We start from the raw sequence: 17,424 nt of genomic DNA, 5'->3' as shown, positions 1-17,424 counted from the left end.
CGCTGCTCCTTTATTTTGTCTGATTGCAGCTTATTCCTTGTACGTGCAATAAACAATACAAAAGTATTCAGTTATACCCTCAAAGGCCCAGCTGCTTGATCGCTCCGCGCGCCGCGGCCGCCCCGCTGGCCATCGACGCCGTCAGCAGGTAGCCGCCGGTCGGCGCCTCCCAGTCGAGCATTTCTCCCGCCACGAAGACGCCCGGCACCGCGCTGGCCATGAGCCGTTCGTCGAGCGCCTCGAAGCGCACGCCGCCCGCCGTGCTGATGGCTTCGTCGATGGGCCGGGTTGCGACCAGCCGCAGCGGCACGGCCTTGATGGTTGCCGCCAACTGCTCAGGATCTTGCATTGCGTCGCGGCTCAGCACTTCGTGCAGCACACCGGCCTTGATGCCTTCCAGGCCGAGCCTGCTTTTGAGATGACTGCTGAGCGACCGTGCGCCGCGCGGATGCTTGACGGCAGCCAGCACCTGCTCGGCGCTGCGGTCGGGCAACAGATCGAGCAGCAGCGTCGCGCTGCCGTGCGCGGCGATTTCGTCGCGCAGCAGTGCCGACGCCGCGTAGATCAGGCTGCCCTCGATGCCTGTGGCCGTTGCAACGAACTCGCCCTTGCGCGCAAAGCGGCGCCCCTGGCTGTCGGTGAAAGAGATCGCGACCGACTTGAAGGGCTGGCCCGCAAAACGGCTGGAAAAATGCTCGCTCCACCCTGCCCCGTCGAATCCGCAATTGGCAGGCAGCAGCGGCGCGATATCGACACCACGCTCTTGCATCCATGGCGCCCATGCGCCATCGGAGCCCAGCCGCGCCCAGCTCGCACCGCCAAGTGCGAGCACCACCGCATCGGCCTTCACGGCGATCTCGCCGGCCGGAGTTGCGAACCGCAATGCAGCCGCGTCGAATGCCCCATCTCCAAGCCAGCGATGGCGCATGTGAAACTGCGCGCCCGCCGCGCGCAGGCGGTGCAGCCAGGCACGCAGCAAAGGCGCGGCCTTCATGTCGGTCGGAAACACACGGCCCGAGGTGCCCACGAAGGTCTCGATGCCAAGGCCGGCCACCCATTCGCGCACCTGCTGCGGCCCGAACTGCGCGAGCATGGGTTCGAGCTGCGCGCGGCGCTCGCCGAAGCGGCTCATGAACACATCGAAGGGCTCGGAATGCGTGAGGTTGAGCCCGCCGCGGCCGGCCAGCAGGAACTTGCGCCCCACTGAGGGCATGGCGTCGTAAACGTGCACCTGTGCGCCGGACGCGCTCAGGACTTCAGCCGCCATCAGGCCGGCGGGTCCGCCGCCGATCACGGCGACGGTATGGGAAAGAGTCATTCGAGATTTACCAGTTCGCCCTGCCCGGTCAGGAACGCGACGCGTACCGAGGTACCGGGATAGGCATGTTGCACTGCCGCGCGGTAGCGCTGCATCTGTGCGATCAACTCCGCGTCCCGTTCAGGGCGCGCGGCAGATTTGTAGTCGAGGATCCACCAGGCACCGCTGGCGCGCTCGCGCACCAGCCGGTCGATGCGCAGCGTTTCGCCTTCGTGGACCAGGGTCACTTCGTTGCCGTGCCAGTCGATCATGCGCTCGTCCCACGCCCATGCGCCAGCACCCGCGCGGATGCGCTCGGCCAGCACCGCGGCGCCGCGGGCCTGTTGCGCGTCGAGCATGAACTCGCGGGCGGCGGCACGCACGTGCGCGGGTGGCAGCGCCTCGCCCGGCACGGCCCATTCGAGCAGCCGGTGCATCGCTTGGCCGAACGCGGCAGCCCGGGCATCGACAGTGCCGCCAGCGGCTTTCTTGACGGCGGGCAGTTCGGCGGCGGGCGCGACGGGCATCTTCTTCATCGAAAAACTGCCAGCCGCTGTTCCCAGGGGCAGCGCGAGCAGCGGTTCGTCGGCTTGCGCCGGTTCGCACATCGACTCGAGCCGCGACCACCAACTGCCCTCGTTGGCGCGGGCCGGCTGCACCGACGACAGCACGAGACGCTCGCGCGCCCGCGTGGTCGCGACATAGAGCCCGTTGAGCTCTTCGCGATGGCGCGCCCGCTGCTCTTCTTCGAGTAGCGTGGCCGCGCAGCCCGGCGGCGTTTTCTCGCTGGCCAGGAACACGAAGCGCGTGGGCGCGCTGTCGCTGCCTTTCCATTCGACCAGCACGCCCATGGTCTGCGCGCGCGGCGGCGGAGCATCGCAATCGAGCATGAGCACGGTGTCGGCCTCGAGACCCTTGGCGCCATGCACGGTCAGGAGCTGCACCGCATCGGGTACGGCGACCGAGGGCGCCCGTACGCCCCCGGCGCGCAATGCGCGCACCAGCGCGTAGGGCGTGGCAAAGCGCGCACCCTCGATGTCGAGCGATGCCGCGACCAGCCCGCGCAGATTGGCCAGCGCGCTCTGCCGCATGGGGGCAGGCACGGCGGCGCCGAACCTGGCCAGCACATCGCCATCATGAAAAATCGCGTCCAGCGCGTCGTGCGGCGGCAGCGCGGAGAGCCACCGCTGCCATTGCTTGAGCTTGGCGCCGGCTTCGACCAACTGCGGCGGCAAGCCTTCTCCTTTCTGGATCAACCCGAACCAGCTCAGGGCGGGTTGCTCGCGCTGGCGCAGCGCCAGTTGCACCAGCGCATCGTCGCCAATGCCGAACAGCGGCGACTTGAGCGCGCGCGCCAGCGAAAGATCGTGCGCGGGCGACACCAGCGCATCGATCAGCGCCACCACGTCCTGCACCTCTGGTGCGTCGTGCAGTTCGTTCTTTTCGGGCTGCTGCACGGGAATATGGCGCTGGCGCAGCGCGTCCTGCATGGCGGCCAGCCGGTTGCGCCGGCGCGCCAGCACCATGATCTGCCGCGGCGGCGTGCCATCGGCAATGCGCTGCGCGACCCAGCGCGCGGCCTGCTCGCATTCCTTTTGCAGCAATTGTTCTTCGGGCAACACGCGCGGAGTAACAAGGCTGTCGCGCCAGTGCAGCATGCCGTCGTCGGCCGGCGCAGCCTCCGCTCCCGTATTGAGGGCGTCGCGGTCGATGGGCGGCAGCTTGAGCAATTCGCCATCGTCGTTGCGCTCGGTGGTGTGGGCGCGATAGCCGTCGAACTCGCCGGCTTCTTGCGCCGCCAGCATGGCGCTGTTGACCAGCCCGACCACCGCACGCGCATTGCGATGGGTATGGTCGCAGTTGAGCAGCTCGCCACCCAGGCCTTCGCGCACGAACTTCTTCGCGGCAATAAACACCTGCGGCTCGGCGCGGCGGAAGCGGTAGATGCTCTGCTTCGGGTCGCCCACGATGAAGACGCGCGGCGCGCTGCCGCCCGCGCCGGTGTAGGCGCTGAGCCAGCCGTAGAGCGCCTGCCACTGCAGCGGGTTGGTGTCCTGGAATTCGTCGATCAGCAGGTGCGCGATGCGCGCGTCGAGCCGCTCCTGCACCCATCCCGACAACGCCGACTGGCCGAGCAGCAGCTGCGCGGCCTGTTCGACGTCGTTCATGTCGACCCACCCATGCGCGCGCTTGACCTCGGCAAAGGCGGAGATGAGGATGCGCGTGAGCCGCGTCATGCGCTGCTGGTAGAGCCAGGCCGCGTGCTGTGCCTGCGCGGCGCACAAGGTTTGGAGTTCGGCCTCGGCCTCTTGCGCTGCAGGGTATTTCTGCAGGTTCTTGGTAAGCCTGTCTTCAGCGGCGACGAAGAAGTTCTTGCGCAGGTGCGCCAGTGCGGCCGAGCGCGACTCGCGCGGCGGCTCACCGGTGCCGAACACGTCGATGATCGCCTCGGCGGCCTTCTGCGGCGTCTTGTTGGCTTCGCGGCCGAGCGCGGCAGCACGGTCGAGCCAGCGGTGCCTGACCGCCTCTCCCCTCAAGGCATCGGTCGGATCGTCCATGCCTTCGAGCGCGGGATGCATGGCGCTGAAGTGCTGCACGGCGGAGGCCGGATCGGACAGAAAGAACTCGACGCGGCGCGTGAGCGCTTCGCCCAGCGCCTTGGCGGTCTGCGACCGGCCATAGGTGGCGACGACAGCGTAGTAGTCGGCCAGGGCCTCCTTGTCGGAGGTCACGGCTTCGAAGAAGGGCCGCCAGGTGCGTGCGCGCGCCTCGGCATCGTCCTCGAGCAGTTCGTAGTTCGCAGGCAGGCCGAGTTCGCGCAGCACTGCCAGCGGCGCGTTGCGCAGCAGGCCCGCAAACCAGGCATGGAAGGTGCGAAACTGCACCGGCCGGCCGCCTTCGAGCAAGCGCCGGTAGAGGCCTTGCAGGCGCGGTACGGCAGCAAGCGCGGTATCGGGCCTCACGCCGCGAATCACGAGTTCGCGCACCAGCTCTTCGGGGCTGCGCTCGGCGAATTGCTCGAGCCACTGGTCGAGCCGCTCGCGCATCTCGCCGGCGGCTTTCTTGGTGAAGGTGATGGCCAGGATCTCGTGCGGCTCGCAGGCGGATTCACCCTCTTCTAGCAAGGCGCGCAAGATGCGGGACACCAGCATCCAGGTCTTGCCCGCGCCTGCGCAGGCCTCGACGGCAACCGATCTCCGCGGATCGCAGGCGACGGTGTAGAAGGCCTCGCGCGTGACGTGCCGGCCGTTGTGTTCGTAGGCGGCGCCGTTCATTTGGCCAATCCTCCGGCCACCGGAGAAAGCGGAGGTTGTTCGACTTCCCAGAAATCCTTGCGGCAGAGGCCACGCGCCGCACAGTAGTCGCAAATGGCGCCTTCGCCCAACGGCGGCAGCGCCGCGCCTTGCGCAATGCGGGCAAAGTCGTCGAGGATGCCCGCCACCAACGCATCGCGCGCTTCCACCACCACGGGCTGTTCGACGGTCTGCGTGCCGGACGACTTCTCGCCGACGTTGACGTAGGCCGCGCGCAGCGTGTCGTCGGCCACCAGCGCGGCATAGAAGGCCAACTGCGTGTCCTCGGTCGGGTCCTTGACGCGCTCCTTGGTCACCGCGGCGGACTCGGTCTTGTAGTCGATCACGAAGGACTGGCCGTCGGGCATGCGGTCGATGCGGTCGAGCCGGCCGACCAGTTGCAGGCCGCCCAGCGGCTGCTCCTTCCAGGGCTCTGATTCCATGAAGACGGCGCCGCTGGCCTCGTGTCCGGCAAGCCACTGAAGGTAGCCGTCCCGCACGGCCGGCCACGCCGCGGCGAACGGCAGGAACTCGGCATCGGACAGCCCGAATTCGCGCGTGGCGTGCTCTGCCGCCGCGCCGATGAGCGACACGCGCTCGGCAACATCGTTGGTCGGCGTCTCTCTCAGCGCATCGTGGAAGTGGCCCAGCACGGCATGCAGCCAATTGCCGAAGTCGCGCTTGTCGACTTCGGCGTCGAGCTCATCGGCACTGCGCAGGCCGAGTTGCCGCAGCGCAAAGAAGCGGTACGGGCAGCGGCGCAGGTCTTCATAGACGCTGGTCGAGATGTTCCGCAGCGGCAGCAGCGCCCCGGAGGGCATGGGATACGGCGTCGGCTGCAACGCCACTTCGCGCGGCGTGCGCGGGTCTGCCGCCGGCTGCAGGGCGTGGTCGAGCTGCAGCGCCTGCACCAGCGGGCTCGGGCGAACGGGCTCGCCGCTGGCATCGGACTGCCGCCACAGAATTTCGCAGCAGGGGTTGCACAGGGCCGCGGCCCAGGCTGCGCGTTGCGCGGCCTCGAGGGTCTCGCGCGCGGGCAGGCCCAGCTCGGCGCGCTGGGCGGCGCTCCAGTTGCCTGGCGGCTCGGGAGAAGCCGGCAGGCGCCGGTCGTCGCAGCCGGGAATGACCACGGCGCCGAACGCGCGGCCCAACAACTGGTGCAGCGGCAGCACCACCACCTGGGGCGTGTCGCTGCCGGCGGGCGGTACAAAGCTGGCGTCTTCCAGCACGTCACGCACCCAGGCCGTGAATTCGGCCAGCGTGTGGCGTCCGCCGGGAAAGTCGTCGCCGCCGCCGTGCGCATCGGCATCGAGCCACAGCGCGCCGATCACCTTGGCGCCGGCCATGTCGGCGGCGAGCGACTCCCATTGGGCACCGGCCTCCAGCAGCTCGCGCAGCGCGCGCAGCCAATCGGCCAGGGGCCGCGACTTGGCCATGGCCATGCGGCGGCCTTCGATGGCTTCGGTGAACGGCAGCAGCGCGATGTCCTGCGGCTTCTCGCTGCGCGCCACCTGGCCGCACCAGGCGGACCACTCGCGCACGCCTTCGCGCCGCAGTCGGGACTCGAGCGCCTGGACGGCCATGGCATCGCCGTCGGCGCCGCTCTTGAGCCAATCGAGCACCTGGTCGCTGCCCGCGTCGTGCGCACAGGCGCGCAGCCCGCTCATCAGCGTGGCGGCGGCGCGTGTGGTGGAAAGCTTCCAGCCGGTTTCGTCGTGCGCCGCGATGCCCTCGGCCTGGAGCTGCGCACCGATGCGCCGGGTGAGCGCTCGGTCGGTGGTGATCAGCGCGACCGGCGCACGGCCTTCGGCCAGGTGCCGCAGCACGCAGGCGGCCGCGAGCTCCGCCTCGTCTTCGGGGTCGGCGGCCACATGCGCGCTGGCGGCCGCGGCTGGCCGAGCCGTGGGCACCAGCGAGAGATGAATCGCGCGGTCGCCCCACAAGGTGCAAAGTGTCTGCGTGAGCGGATCGGTCTGGAAGCCCTCGAGCACGATGAGCGCATCGACCTGCGCGCGCACGTTCTCGCGCAGCAGCACGTCGGTGGCGTAGCCCGAGTTGGCGACCCAGGCCACCGCGACGCGGATCAGCGCGCTTTCGATGCGAAACCATTCCGACTCGCTGCCCGCCTCGGCCACCTGGGCCGCCCGCTGCGCCCATTCGCTGCCCCGCTCTTCGGGCAGCGCTGCCGCTGCCAACGGGGCCAGCTGGTAGGCCAGCTCGACCACGCGCCCGGCCAGCGCAAAGCGCTCGGCGGCAAAACCGGCCTGCGAAAGCAGCGCCTGGGCCGTGACCAGGTCTTGCGCCATGTCGAATGCGATGTCGTAGCCCGAGGGCAGGAACCCACCCGCGCTGCGCGCCCAGTTGCGCGTGGTTTCGAAGCGCGGCACGAAGCCCGGGCTCCCGCAGCGCGCCCACATGCTGCGCGCCACGCCCATCAATTGCGCATACGGCACCAGCACCACGGTGCGCGCCGCGTGCAGCCCGCGCTGTGCAATGGCCCCGGCAATGCGCGCCACCACGCCGTCGGCGGGGTCGCACCACAGGGCCTGGACGGGGTGGCCTTCGTTCATGATCTATCGAGGGGTTTGGGAGCATGGAGGCGCGACGCGCAAAGGGCTTTTGCTATCGGTGTCATAGCGTTCCCGCATGGCACCCCACCCCTTGGTTTCTGTCACAATGACCAGCACTTTAGCTGCACCGAAACTCTCCGCGCACAAGGACACATCTCATGGCCAGCGACCTGATCAAACACATCTCCGATTCTTCCTTCGAAGCCGACGTGCTCAAGTCCAGCCAGCCCGTGCTGGTCGACTACTGGGCCGAATGGTGCGGTCCCTGCAAGATGATTGCGCCCATCCTCGATGAAGTGTCGACCGCCTACGAAGGCAAGCTGCAGATCGCCAAGCTCAATGTCGACGAGAACCGCGACATCCCGGCCAAATTCGGCATCCGCGGCATTCCCACGCTCATGCTGTTCAAGGACGGCCAGCTGGCCGCCACCAAGGTCGGCGCCATGAGCAAGGCGCAACTCACGGCCTTCATCGACCAGCAGCTCGCCTGAGACATTTCAACCGGCCAGCGCGCAATGCGTTGGCCGGACGGTTTTTTGCTGTCATAATCTCCCACAGATCACCGGTCCCTTCGAGGTAGCCGGTTCGAGTTCCCCGGTTTGTGAGGCAGCTCTCGCTTCACATCAAACCTCCCCCCGTTTTTCCGATCGATTGCCCCGCAAGGGGTCATTCCATGCACTTAAACGAACTCAAGGCACTCCACGTGTCTGAAGTCCTCAAGCAGGCTGAAGCGCTTGAGATCGAAAACGTCGGCCGCATGCGCAAGCAGGAGCTGATGTTCGCGATCATCAAGAAGCGCGCCAAGGCCGGCGAGCAGGTCTTTGCCGACGGCGTGCTCGAAATCCTGCCCGACGGCTTCGGCTTTCTGCGCAGCCCCGACACCAGCTTCACGGCCAGCACCGACGACATCTACATCTCGCCGAGCCAGGTGCGCCGCTTCAACCTGCACACCGGCGACATGATCGAAGGCGAAGTGCGCACGCCCAAGGACGGCGAGCGCTACTTCGCGCTGACCAAGCTCGACAAGGTCAACGACGGTCCGCCCGAGCAGAACAAGCACAAGGTGATGTTCGAGAACCTGACGCCGCTGTTCCCCAAGGAACAGATGAAGCTGGAACGCGACGGCATCAAGAGCGACGAGAACATCACGGGCCGGATCATCGACATCATCGCCCCCATCGGCAAGGGCCAGCGCGCCCTGCTGGTGGCGCCGCCCAAGAGCGGCAAGACGGTGATGATGCAGCACATCGCCCACGCCATCAGCGCCAACTACCCCGAAGTGCACATGATGGTGCTGCTGGTGGACGAGCGGCCTGAAGAAGTGACCGAAATGCAGCGCACCGTGAAGGGCGAGGTCATTGCCTCGACCTTCGACGAACCGGCGGCGCGCCACGTGCACGTGGCCGAAATGGTGATCGAGCGCGCCAAGCGCCTGGTCGAGCTCAAGAAGGACGTGGTGATCCTGCTGGACTCGATCACCCGCCTCGCCCGCGCCTACAACAACGTCGTGCCCTCGTCGGGCAAGGTGCTGACCGGCGGTGTCGACTCCAACGCGCTGCAGCGCCCCAAGCGCTTCCTGGGCGCGGCGCGCAACGTGGAAGAAGGCGGCTCACTGACCATCATCGGCACCGCGCTGATCGACACCGGCAGCCGCATGGACGAAGTGATCTTCGAAGAGTTCAAGGGCACCGGCAACTCCGAAATCCACCTGGACCGCCGCCTGTACGAAAAGCGCGTGTTCCCGTCGATCCAGCTCAACCGCAGTGGCACCCGCCGCGAAGAGCTGCTGCTCGCCCCCGAGATCCTGCAAAAGACCCGCATCCTGCGCCAGCTCATGTACAACATGGACGAGATCGAGTCGATGGAGCTGATGCTCAAGAACATGAAGGCGACGAAGACCAATGTCGAGTTCTTCGACATGATGCGCCGAGGCGGCTGAGCCCCCTCGCGATCGTCGCCCGAAAGCGCGTCGTCCCATTGGGGCGACGCGCTTTTTTCATGGCACCAAGGCCTGGCCCTCGCGTGCGCTGCGAGCGCCCAGGTCGAGCAGTTCCATGAGCGCCACCGCCTCCGACGGCGGCACTGGGTTGAGTCCGATGCCCAGGATCGCGTCGCGCACCGCGGCGTAGTAATCGACGTAGTTGCCGCGGCGGTTGGGCACCGTGCTCTCGCGTACCCAGTTCTCGACCGCCACCGTCTTCAGCTCACCCGGCAACGGGTCCATGCCCCAGTCGTCGCCGCCCGGGCGACCACCGGCGCGCAGCGCGTCTTCCTGCGGATCGACCCCATGCTTGACGTAACTGCCGCGTGTGCCGTGCAGGATGTAGCGCGGCGCGGCATGGGCGGCTAGCGTGGTGGCGTGCAGCACCACGCGCAGCGGCGCATGGGGACCGCTTTCGTAGCGCAGCACGGCATGAAAATAGTCCTCGACCTGCGCGCCCTCTCGCAGGACCGCGGTGTCGAGCTGCAGCGTGTCCGGCTTGCCGAACAACTGGACCGCCTGGTCGACCAGATGGGCCCCCAGGTCGACCCAAAGACCGGACCCGGGCACTTTCTGCTCACGCCAGCGGTCGCGCACCTCGGGGCGGAAGCGGTCGAAATGCGACTCCAGGTACACCGGCCGGCCCAGTTCGCCGCCCGCCAGCACGTCCTGGAGGGTGAGGTAGTCGGCGTCGAAACGGCGGTTCTGGTAAACCGAGAGCACGCGATTGTTGCGCTCGGCCAACAACTCGAGTTCGCGAGCTTCGGCGGCATCGAGCGTGAAAGGCTTGTCCACCACCACGTGCTTGCCGGCTTCCAGGGCCACCTTGGCAACGGGGCAATGCTGGGCATTGGGCGTGGCCACCACCACCAGGTCGATGTCTTCCCGGGCGACGAGCGCTGCCACGTCGGGCACCACCGCCACGCCGGGCCATTCGGCGTGGACCTTGTGCGGCTGCGAGCTTGCCACCGCCGCCAATTCGAGCCCTGGAACGGCCGAAAGCACCGGCGCGTGGAAAGTCTGGCCGGCAAAGCCGTAGCCGACGAGGCCGGCACGCAACGTTCTGGAGGTCATCTGAGAGGCCGCCTTTCGCTCAAAACGGCCAGTATGCGATAATCGCTGGCTCCGCGAAAAGTGCGGCTGGGCGTTTTGCCCGGCGATTCCCTCCCCGGAATGGCTTGCCCTCTGTAGGCACGCTTGTGGCTCTCGCATCGACCCCAAAGGAAATACCATGGCAAAAGAAGGCATCCACCCGAATTACCGCGAAATTCTGTTCGTCGACATGTCGAACGGCTTCAAGTTCGTGACCCGTTCGTGCGCGAACACCAAGGAAATGGGCAAGACCGACGACGGCCGCGAACTGCCGCTGTTCAAGCTCGACACCACGAGCGAATCGCACCCGTTCTACACCGGCACGCAAAAGTCTGTCGACAACATGGGCGGTCGCGTCGAGAAGTTCCGCAACCGCTTCGGCAAGACCACCGGCGCTGCTTCCAAGTAAAGCACGCGCTTTCGCATCGAGGGCAGCCCGGTTTACCGCGCTGCCCTTTTTCTTTCCCAAGACTGCCCGCCCGAACTTCCTCGTGAACCAGCCCACTCCAGCAATCGTTGCCCAGAGCGCCGTGCGCCGGTTGCCGCGCATCGCATTGCTGTTGTTGTGCGCCGCCTACCTTCTGCCGGGCCTCGTGGGGCGCGGCCCCTGGAAGAGCGCGGACATCACCTCCTTCGGCTACATGGCCGAGCTGGCGCGCAACACCGAAGGCATCGCTCGCTGGTTCGACCCCATGCTCCTGGGCCTCAGGCCCGAAACCCCGGCGCTCATTCCATACTGGATCGGTGCCTGGGCGATCAAGATCGCGCCCTCGTGGCTGCACCCCGACCTGGCAGTGCGCATCGTCTTTGCGCTGCTGCTCTGGGGCACGTTCACCGCCACCTGGTACGCCGTCTATTACCTCGCCCGCACCTCGCGGGCCCAGCCGGTGGCCTTCGCCTTCGGTGGCGAGGCCCGGCCGACCGACTATGCGCGCGCCATCGCCGACGGCGGGCTGCTGGCGCTGATCGCCTGCCTCGGACTCGCGCAACTCGGCCATGAAACCACGCCGGCCCTGGCGCAACTGTATTTCGCCTCGCATCTCTTCTACGGCGTGGCTGCGCTGCCGTACCGCCGGGTCGGGCCGGTCATCGCGCTCTTGGTCGGCACCGTCGGCATGACGCTGAGCGGCGGCCCCACGGTCGGGCTGGCGCTGGCAGTGGGCAGCGCGCTCTTCATGGCCTACGAACGGCGCACCGCCCGGGCCAACGCCAACGCCGACACCCACACCACGGCCGATGAGAGCCCGGGCTACAGCAAAGGCGCGCTGGCCACGATGATTGCGGCGGCGCTGGTGGCCGCGGCGCTGGCCGCAGGGCTGGGGCTGCTGCAGTGGAAGATCCAGCTGCCGGGCCATCATCCGAACAGCACCTCCGTGCTGGGCGACGTGCGCAGCCAGGCCAAGCTGCTGGTGTGGTTCACCTGGCCCGTCTGGCCCCTTGCCATCTGGACGCTCTGGCGCTGGCGCCGGCAGCTCACTGCGCGCCACGTGGCGCTGCCGTTCTGGTTCGCGCTGGTGCCGCTGGCCGCCACCTGGACCACCGACTATTCCGACCGTTCGCTGCTGCTGGCGCTGCCCGCCCTCGCCACGCTGGCGGCCTTCGCGCTGCCCACGTTCCGGCGCAGCGTGGCGGCGCTGATCGACTGGTTCAACGTGCTGTTCTTCAGCGGATTGGCCGTGCTGGGCTGGATCTACTGGGTCGCCATGCAGACCGGCGTTCCGCCCAAGCCGGCGGCCAGCGTGGCGCGGCTGGTGCCCGGCTTCGTGCCGGAGTTCTCGGCCATTGCGTTCGTCCTGGCGCTGGCCGCAAGCCTCGCCTGGTGCTGGCTGGTGCGCTGGCGCACCGGGCGCCACCGCGCGGCACTCTGGAAAACGCTGGTGCTTCCGGCCGGCGGCACGGCCCTGTGCTGGATGCTGCTGATGACCCTCTGGCTGCCCTCCATCGACTACGCGCGCAGCTATGTTCCGCAGGTGCGCGCGGTGGCCGAACGGGTCGGCCAGCCGAGCTGCATCGCCGAACTGGCGCTCAGCCGGGCGCACATTGCGGCCCTGCAGCATCACGGCCGTTTCAACCTGCAGCCGCTGCTGCTTGGCACCAACTGCCCCTGGCTGCTGGTCAGCCCGGAAACCATCGAGCGGCTGCACACCATCATTCCGCTGGATCGGTGGCGTTTCAGCGGCACGCTCCGCCGGCCGAGCAGCGCAACCGACGACCTGCTGCTCTACCAGAAGATCGTGCCGTAGCAAGTGATTGGCGAACGAGGCCTGATCGCACGGCACGCCGGCACGGTGCTGGTCGGCCAACTGGCCGTGATGGCGTTCGGCGTGACCGACACCATCGTGGCCGGGCGCTATGCCGAGAGCGCGCTGGCCGCGCTGTCGGTGGGCGCGGCCATCTTCATCAGCGTGTTCGTCTCGCTGATGGGCGTGCTGCAGGCGCTGCTGCCGGTGTGGGCCGAACTGCACGGCGCCGACCGCCGAAGCGAATTGGGCCGCTCCGTGCGGCAGTCGCTCTACCTGAGCGCCATCACCATCGCCATCGGCATGGTCGTGCTGCTGTTCCCCGGTGCCGTGCTGCGGTGGACCCAGGTGCCTCCTGAGATGCGCGCCGGCGTGGAGGCATACCTGGCGGTGCTCGCCTTCGCGCTCCCGCCCGCCCTGCTCTTCCGCTTGTTCAGCACACTGAACCAGAGCCTCGGCAAACCGCAGGTCGTGACCTGGCTGCAGCTGGGTTCGCTGTTCGTGAAACTGCCGCTGTCGATCTGGTTCACCTTCGGTGGCGCCGGCCTGCCGGCCATGGGACTGGTGGGCTGCGCCTGGGCCACGCTGTGCGTGAACTGGGCCATGCTGGCCTGCGCGGTCTGGCTCCTGCGCGGCAGTTCCTTCTACAAGGACTACCGGCTCTGGGAGCGCATCGAGGCTCCTGATTGGCGGCAGATCCGGCAGTTCGCAAACCTGGGCATTCCGGGCGGGCTGGCGGTGCTGGTGGAGGTGACCTCGTTCACGCTGATGGCGCTGTTCATCGCTCGCCTGGGCACGGCGGCGGCGGCCGCGCACCAGATTGCCTCGAACCTGCTGGCGGTGGCCTACATGGTGCCGCTCTCGCTCGGCATTGCCACCAGCGCGCGCGTGAGCTTCTGGCTCGGTGCCGGGCAAGCGGCAAGGGCCCGCCGCGCTTGCCGCCTGGGCTTCGAGCTCACCGCCCTCTGCGCACTGTTTTTTGCCGGCGCGATGGTGGCGCTGCGCTTCAAGCTGGCCCATGTGTATTCGGACAACCCGACCGTGATAGCGCTGGCCGCGGCGCTGCTGCTGGTGGTCGCGGTCTACCACTTCGCCGATGCGCTGCAGACGCTGTGCGTGTTCGTGCTGCGCTGCTACCGCGTCACGCTCGTGCCGCTGGTCATCTATTGCACCCTGCTCTGGGGCTTCGGGCTCGGCGGGAGCTACCTGCTGGCCTACCGGGGCCTCGGGCCCTGGCCCGCAATGCAGTCGCCCTTGGCGTTCTGGCTCATGAGCGCGGGCGCGCTCGCCGTCACGGCCCTGTTGTTCGGCGCGCTGCTGCGGTGGACGATGCGGCGTTCACTTCGCTAGCACCCGCGCTTCACGCACCCGGGTTGCCGGGAACACCAGCGCAAAGCGCGAGCCCTTGCTCACCGTACTCTGGATGCGCAGCTCGGCGCCATGCCGCTGCGCGATGTGCTTCACGATCGCCAGGCCCAGCCCCGTGCCGCCGGTCTCGCGCGAGCGGCTGCGATCGATGCGATAGAAGCGCTCGGTCAGCCGTGGAATGTGCTCGGCGGCAATGCCGGGGCCGGTATCGCGCACCGCGAATTCACCGCGCCCGTCGGGCAGCAGCCGCCAGCTCACCACCACCTCGCCGCCGCCTGGCGTGTAGCGGATGGCATTGCTCAGCAGGTTCGACATGGCGCTTTGCAGTTCGGTCGGCGCGCCCGAGATTTCGGACTCGGCCTCGACGCTGAAAGAAAGGCGATGGCCCTGCGGCGCCAGTCGGCCCGACAACCCGCGGGCCTCGTCCTCGCACTGCGCGAGCAATGCGCGGATGCGGATCCACTGGTTGCCCGTCGGCCCCGCACTGCCCTCGAGGCGCGAGAGCGTCAGCAGGTCGTTCACCAGCGTTTCCATGCGGTGCGACTGCTGGCCCATCAGCGAGAGATAACGGGCGCGCTCCTCCGCGTCGAGGGGCAGGTTCTGCAGAGTTTCGACAAAACCCGCCAGCACGGTGAGCGGCGTGCGAATTTCGTGCGAAACGTTGGCGACGAAGTCGCGCCGCATGGCCTCCGCCTGTTCCAGCGCCGTGATGTCGCGCGTCAGCAGCATGCGGCGGTTGCCCGCATACGGATGCACCTGCACCGACAGACGCACCGGGTGGCTGCGCTGCTGCGCCTGGCGCAGGCCGGAGGCGTCGATGACGACGTCGCGGCTGTAGTTCCACGACGCCAGATAGGCCACGAAAGCCGGGTCGCGCACGAGGTTCGCAAGATGCTGCAGAAGATCCCGCTCGGCGTCGATGCCGAACTGGCTTGCCGCCGTCTGGTTGCACCATTCGATGCGGCCCTGCTCGTCCAGCAGGATCACGCCGTTGGGAGACGCCTGGATGGCCGCCAGGAACTCCTGCAGCCGGTCTTCGGCCTGCCGCGTCTGTTGCTCGCGCTCGCGCAGCAGCTTGCGGATGCGCTCCGAGAGTTCGCCCCACACGCCGGCTCCACGCGTCGGCAGGCCGGCGGCGTTGTTGCGCAGCACCTGCAGCAGGCGCTCGGCCCGCCACGCATCGAGCACGAGCCAGAGCACCGCGCCCAACCAGGCGCCCAGCCATCCGAATCTCCAGCCAAAAATGGCTACAGCGCCCGCTCCCATTGCAAGGGACGCTATGAGAAAAGTAGCAATACGAAAAGGCATGGCGGGCGATTATCCGCGCCCGCGGCCGATGGACACGGCGCTGGTCAAACCGTGACTTGGGCGGTCAGGCGATAGCCGGCTCCGCGCACCGTCTCGACCATGGGCGACGCGGCACCCAGCGATTCGCGCAGGCGCTTGACGTGCACGTCGACCGTGCGCTCCTCGATGTAGACATGGTCGCCCCAGACCTTGTCGAGCAATTGCGCACGGCTGTGCACGCGCTCGGCGTGTTGCATCAGGTAGGCGAGCAGCTTGAATTCGGTCGGCCCCACCTTGAGCGCGTTGCCCTGCCAGGTGACACGGTGCGTGGCGGTGTCGAGCGCGAGCTCGCCGATTTCCACGCGTTCGGTGACCACCTCGGGCGCGCGCCGGCGCAGCACCGCGCGGATGCGCGCGAGCATTTCCTGCGTGGAGAACGGCTTGGTGATGTAGTCGTCGGCGCCCGCGTCGAGGCCGGCCACCTTGTCGGGCTCGTCACCGCGCGCGGTCAGCATCAGGATGGGAACGGCCTTGGTGCGCGCGTCCTTGCGCCACTGGCGCGCGAGCTGCAGGCCGCTTTGGCCCGGCAGCATCCAGTCGAGCAGGATCAGGTCCGGCAGGAAGGCGTCGATCTCGCGCTGCGCTGCGGCGCCATCTTCCGACCAGATCGGCTCGAAGCCGTTATGGCGCAGGTTGACGGCGATCAGCTCGGCGATCGACGACTCGTCTTCGACGATCAGGACTCGGGGTTTCTTCATGCTTTCCTGTGAGTCTTGCCGCGCGGGTTACTGCAGCGCGGACTCGATTTCCTGCATCGAAGTGTGCCGCACATCGGCACCCTTGACGATGTAGATGATGAATTCGGCGATGTTCTTGGCGTGGTCGCCGATGCGCTCGATGGCCTTGGCCAGGAACAGCAGGTCGAGGCTGGCCGAGATCGTGCGCGGGTCTTCCATCATGTAGGTGACCAGCTTGCGCACGAAGCCGTCGAACTCCTTGTCGATCAGGTCGTCGTCCTTCAGGATCGACAGCGCGGCGGCCGTGTCCAGGCGCGCGAACGCGTCGAGCGCCGTACGCAGCAGGCCCGAAGCCAGGTCGGCGGCAATGCGCAGTTCGTTCGAGGGCAATGCGCGGGCCGAGCCGCTCTCGATGATCGACTTGACCATGCGCGCGATCTTGTTGGCCTCGTCGCCCACGCGCTCCAGGTTGGCGGTGGTCTTGGAGATGGCGATCAGGAGGCGCAGGTCGCGCGCGGTCGGCTGGCGCCGCGCAATGATCGACGACAGCTCGCGGTCGATCTCGATCTCCATCGCGTTGACGCGCTGCTCGGTTTCCATCACGCGGTCGGCCGCGTCGGGGTCGAACTGCAGCAGCGCATACACCGCCTGGTGGATCTGCGCCTCGACCATGCCGCCGAGCTCCATCACGCGCGACGAAACCCCGTTGAGTTCGCTGTCGAACTGGCTGGAGAGATGTTTTTCAGTCATGTGTGCCTCCTTGGCATCAGCCGAAACGGCCGGTGATGTAGTCCTCGGTCTCCTTGCGCTGCGGCTTGAAGAACATCTGTTCCGTCGCGCCGAACTCGATCAGGTCGCCCAGGTACATGTAGGCGGTGTAGTCGCTGCAGCGTGCGGCCTGCTGCATGTTGTGCGTCACGATGACCACGGTGTACTCGTTTTTGAGCTCGGCGATCAACTCTTCGATTTTCGCGGTCGAGATCGGGTCGAGTGCGGAGCAAGGTTCGTCGAGCAGCAGCACTTCGGGCTTGATGGCAATGCCGCGGGCAATGCACAGGCGCTGCTGCTGGCCGCCGGAAAGGCCTGAGCCGCTTTGCTGCAGCTTGTCGCGCACTTCGGTCCAGAGAGCAGCCTTCTTGAGCGCCCACTCCACGCGGTCGTCCATTTCGCTCGCGCTCAGATTCTCGAACAGCTTCACGCCGAAGGCGATGTTGTCGTAGATCGACATCGGGAACGGCGTGGGCTTCTGGAACACCATGCCGACCTTGGCGCGGATCAGCGCCACGTCCTGCTTGGAGGTGAGCAGGTTCTCGCCGTCCAGCGCAATGGTGCCCTCGGCGCGCTGCTCGGGGTAGAGCTCGAACATGCGGTTGAAGGTGCGCAGCAGGGTCGACTTGCCGCAGCCCGACGGGCCGATGAAGGCCGTGACCTTGTTTTCGGGAATCTCGAGGTTGATGCCCTTGAGCGCGTGGAACTTGCCGTAATAGAAGTTCAGGTCCTTGACCGAGATCTTCGAGCGCGACGGTTGTGCGACGGTATTTGGCATGGTTGCTTTTCTT

Annotated in this window: 13 protein-coding genes; 5 read left to right on the top strand and 8 right to left on the bottom strand. The window is 67.3% G+C overall.

Translation table 11 applies throughout. The features are described 5' to 3' along the window. Positions 1–79: 79 nt before the first annotated feature. Genes ACJ7Z0_RS27620 through ACJ7Z0_RS27610 form a run of 3 tightly spaced genes read right to left on the bottom strand, consistent with a single transcriptional unit; the run spans position 80 to position 7,160 of the window. The gene (locus ACJ7Z0_RS27620) at positions 80–1,318 is read right to left on the bottom strand and encodes a TIGR03862 family flavoprotein (protein WP_434792406.1); all 1,239 of its coding nucleotides are present in this window, start codon (positions 1,316–1,318) and stop codon (positions 80–82) included. After that, a complete protein-coding gene (locus ACJ7Z0_RS27615) occupies positions 1,315–4,572 on the bottom strand; it encodes a UvrD-helicase domain-containing protein (RefSeq protein WP_434792405.1) in 3,258 nt (1,085 codons plus the stop codon). The genes ACJ7Z0_RS27620 and ACJ7Z0_RS27615 overlap by 4 nt, the downstream gene beginning before the upstream one ends. Continuing rightward, the gene (locus ACJ7Z0_RS27610; RefSeq protein WP_434792404.1) at positions 4,569–7,160 is read right to left on the bottom strand and encodes a PD-(D/E)XK nuclease family protein; all 2,592 of its coding nucleotides are present in this window, start codon (positions 7,158–7,160) and stop codon (positions 4,569–4,571) included. Before ACJ7Z0_RS27610 ends, ACJ7Z0_RS27615 begins: the two co-directional genes overlap by 4 nt. 158 nt (positions 7,161–7,318) lie before the next feature. Between ACJ7Z0_RS27610 and trxA the strand changes: the two genes are divergently transcribed. Together trxA and rho are read left to right on the top strand one after the other, a co-directional pair. Next, the gene (gene trxA, locus ACJ7Z0_RS27605) at positions 7,319–7,651 is read left to right on the top strand and encodes a thioredoxin TrxA (RefSeq protein WP_012747433.1); all 333 of its coding nucleotides are present in this window, start codon (positions 7,319–7,321) and stop codon (positions 7,649–7,651) included. A 182-nt stretch (positions 7,652–7,833) separates the two neighbouring features. Continuing rightward, the gene (gene rho, locus ACJ7Z0_RS27600) at positions 7,834–9,099 is read left to right on the top strand and encodes a transcription termination factor Rho (RefSeq protein ID WP_012747432.1); all 1,266 of its coding nucleotides are present in this window, start codon (positions 7,834–7,836) and stop codon (positions 9,097–9,099) included. Between the two features lie 57 nt (positions 9,100–9,156). Here the strand turns inward: rho and ACJ7Z0_RS27595 are convergent, their stop codons facing one another. Next, the gene (locus ACJ7Z0_RS27595) at positions 9,157–10,215 is read right to left on the bottom strand and encodes an oxidoreductase (RefSeq protein WP_434792403.1); all 1,059 of its coding nucleotides are present in this window, start codon (positions 10,213–10,215) and stop codon (positions 9,157–9,159) included. Between the two features lie 157 nt (positions 10,216–10,372). On the opposite strand from ACJ7Z0_RS27595, the gene ACJ7Z0_RS27590 reads away from it, so the two are divergent. The 3 genes from ACJ7Z0_RS27590 (at position 10,373) to ACJ7Z0_RS27580 (ending at position 13,823) form a co-directional block, all read left to right on the top strand. Then, positions 10,373–10,642, top strand: coding sequence for a type B 50S ribosomal protein L31 (locus ACJ7Z0_RS27590; protein ID WP_007836661.1), 270 nt, complete (start codon positions 10,373–10,375; stop codon positions 10,640–10,642). Between the two features lie 82 nt (positions 10,643–10,724). Beyond that, positions 10,725–12,476, top strand: coding sequence for a hypothetical protein (locus tag ACJ7Z0_RS27585; RefSeq protein WP_434792402.1), 1,752 nt, complete (start codon positions 10,725–10,727; stop codon positions 12,474–12,476). Positions 12,477–12,479: 3 nt separating this feature from the next. After that, complete coding sequence (locus ACJ7Z0_RS27580) at positions 12,480–13,823, top strand: MATE family efflux transporter (protein ID WP_434792401.1); 1,344 nt, start codon at positions 12,480–12,482, stop codon at positions 13,821–13,823. Here ACJ7Z0_RS27580 and phoR read toward each other — a convergent pair. From phoR to pstB, 4 genes are read right to left on the bottom strand one after another with little or no spacing between them, the layout of a single operon-like run. After that, the gene (gene phoR / locus ACJ7Z0_RS27575; protein WP_434792400.1) at positions 13,812–15,149 is read right to left on the bottom strand and encodes a phosphate regulon sensor histidine kinase PhoR; all 1,338 of its coding nucleotides are present in this window, start codon (positions 15,147–15,149) and stop codon (positions 13,812–13,814) included. The two genes, ACJ7Z0_RS27580 and phoR, sit on opposite strands and share 12 nt — an antisense overlap. A 44-nt stretch (positions 15,150–15,193) precedes the next feature. Next, a complete protein-coding gene (phoB, locus tag ACJ7Z0_RS27570) occupies positions 15,194–15,886 on the bottom strand; it encodes a phosphate regulon transcriptional regulator PhoB (protein WP_431130953.1) in 693 nt (230 codons plus the stop codon). Positions 15,887–15,913: 27 nt separating this feature from the next. After that, positions 15,914–16,615 (bottom strand): phosphate signaling complex protein PhoU, encoded by a 702-nt coding sequence (phoU, locus tag ACJ7Z0_RS27565; RefSeq protein ID WP_431130951.1) that lies wholly within the window; start codon positions 16,613–16,615, stop codon positions 15,914–15,916. A gap of 16 nt (positions 16,616–16,631) precedes the next feature. After that, on the bottom strand, positions 16,632–17,411 hold the full coding sequence (pstB, locus tag ACJ7Z0_RS27560) for a phosphate ABC transporter ATP-binding protein PstB (RefSeq protein WP_021007056.1): 780 nt from the start codon (positions 17,409–17,411) through the stop codon (positions 16,632–16,634). Between the last annotated feature and the right edge of the window lie 13 nt (positions 17,412–17,424).

It is taken from the genome of Variovorax palleresanus, from assembly GCF_051144945.1.
GTDB classification, from domain to species: Bacteria; Pseudomonadota; Gammaproteobacteria; order Burkholderiales; family Burkholderiaceae_C; genus Variovorax; species Variovorax paradoxus_S.
Note: the sequence above shows the minus strand (reverse complement) of the source record. Positions and strands in the feature narration are given on the sequence as shown.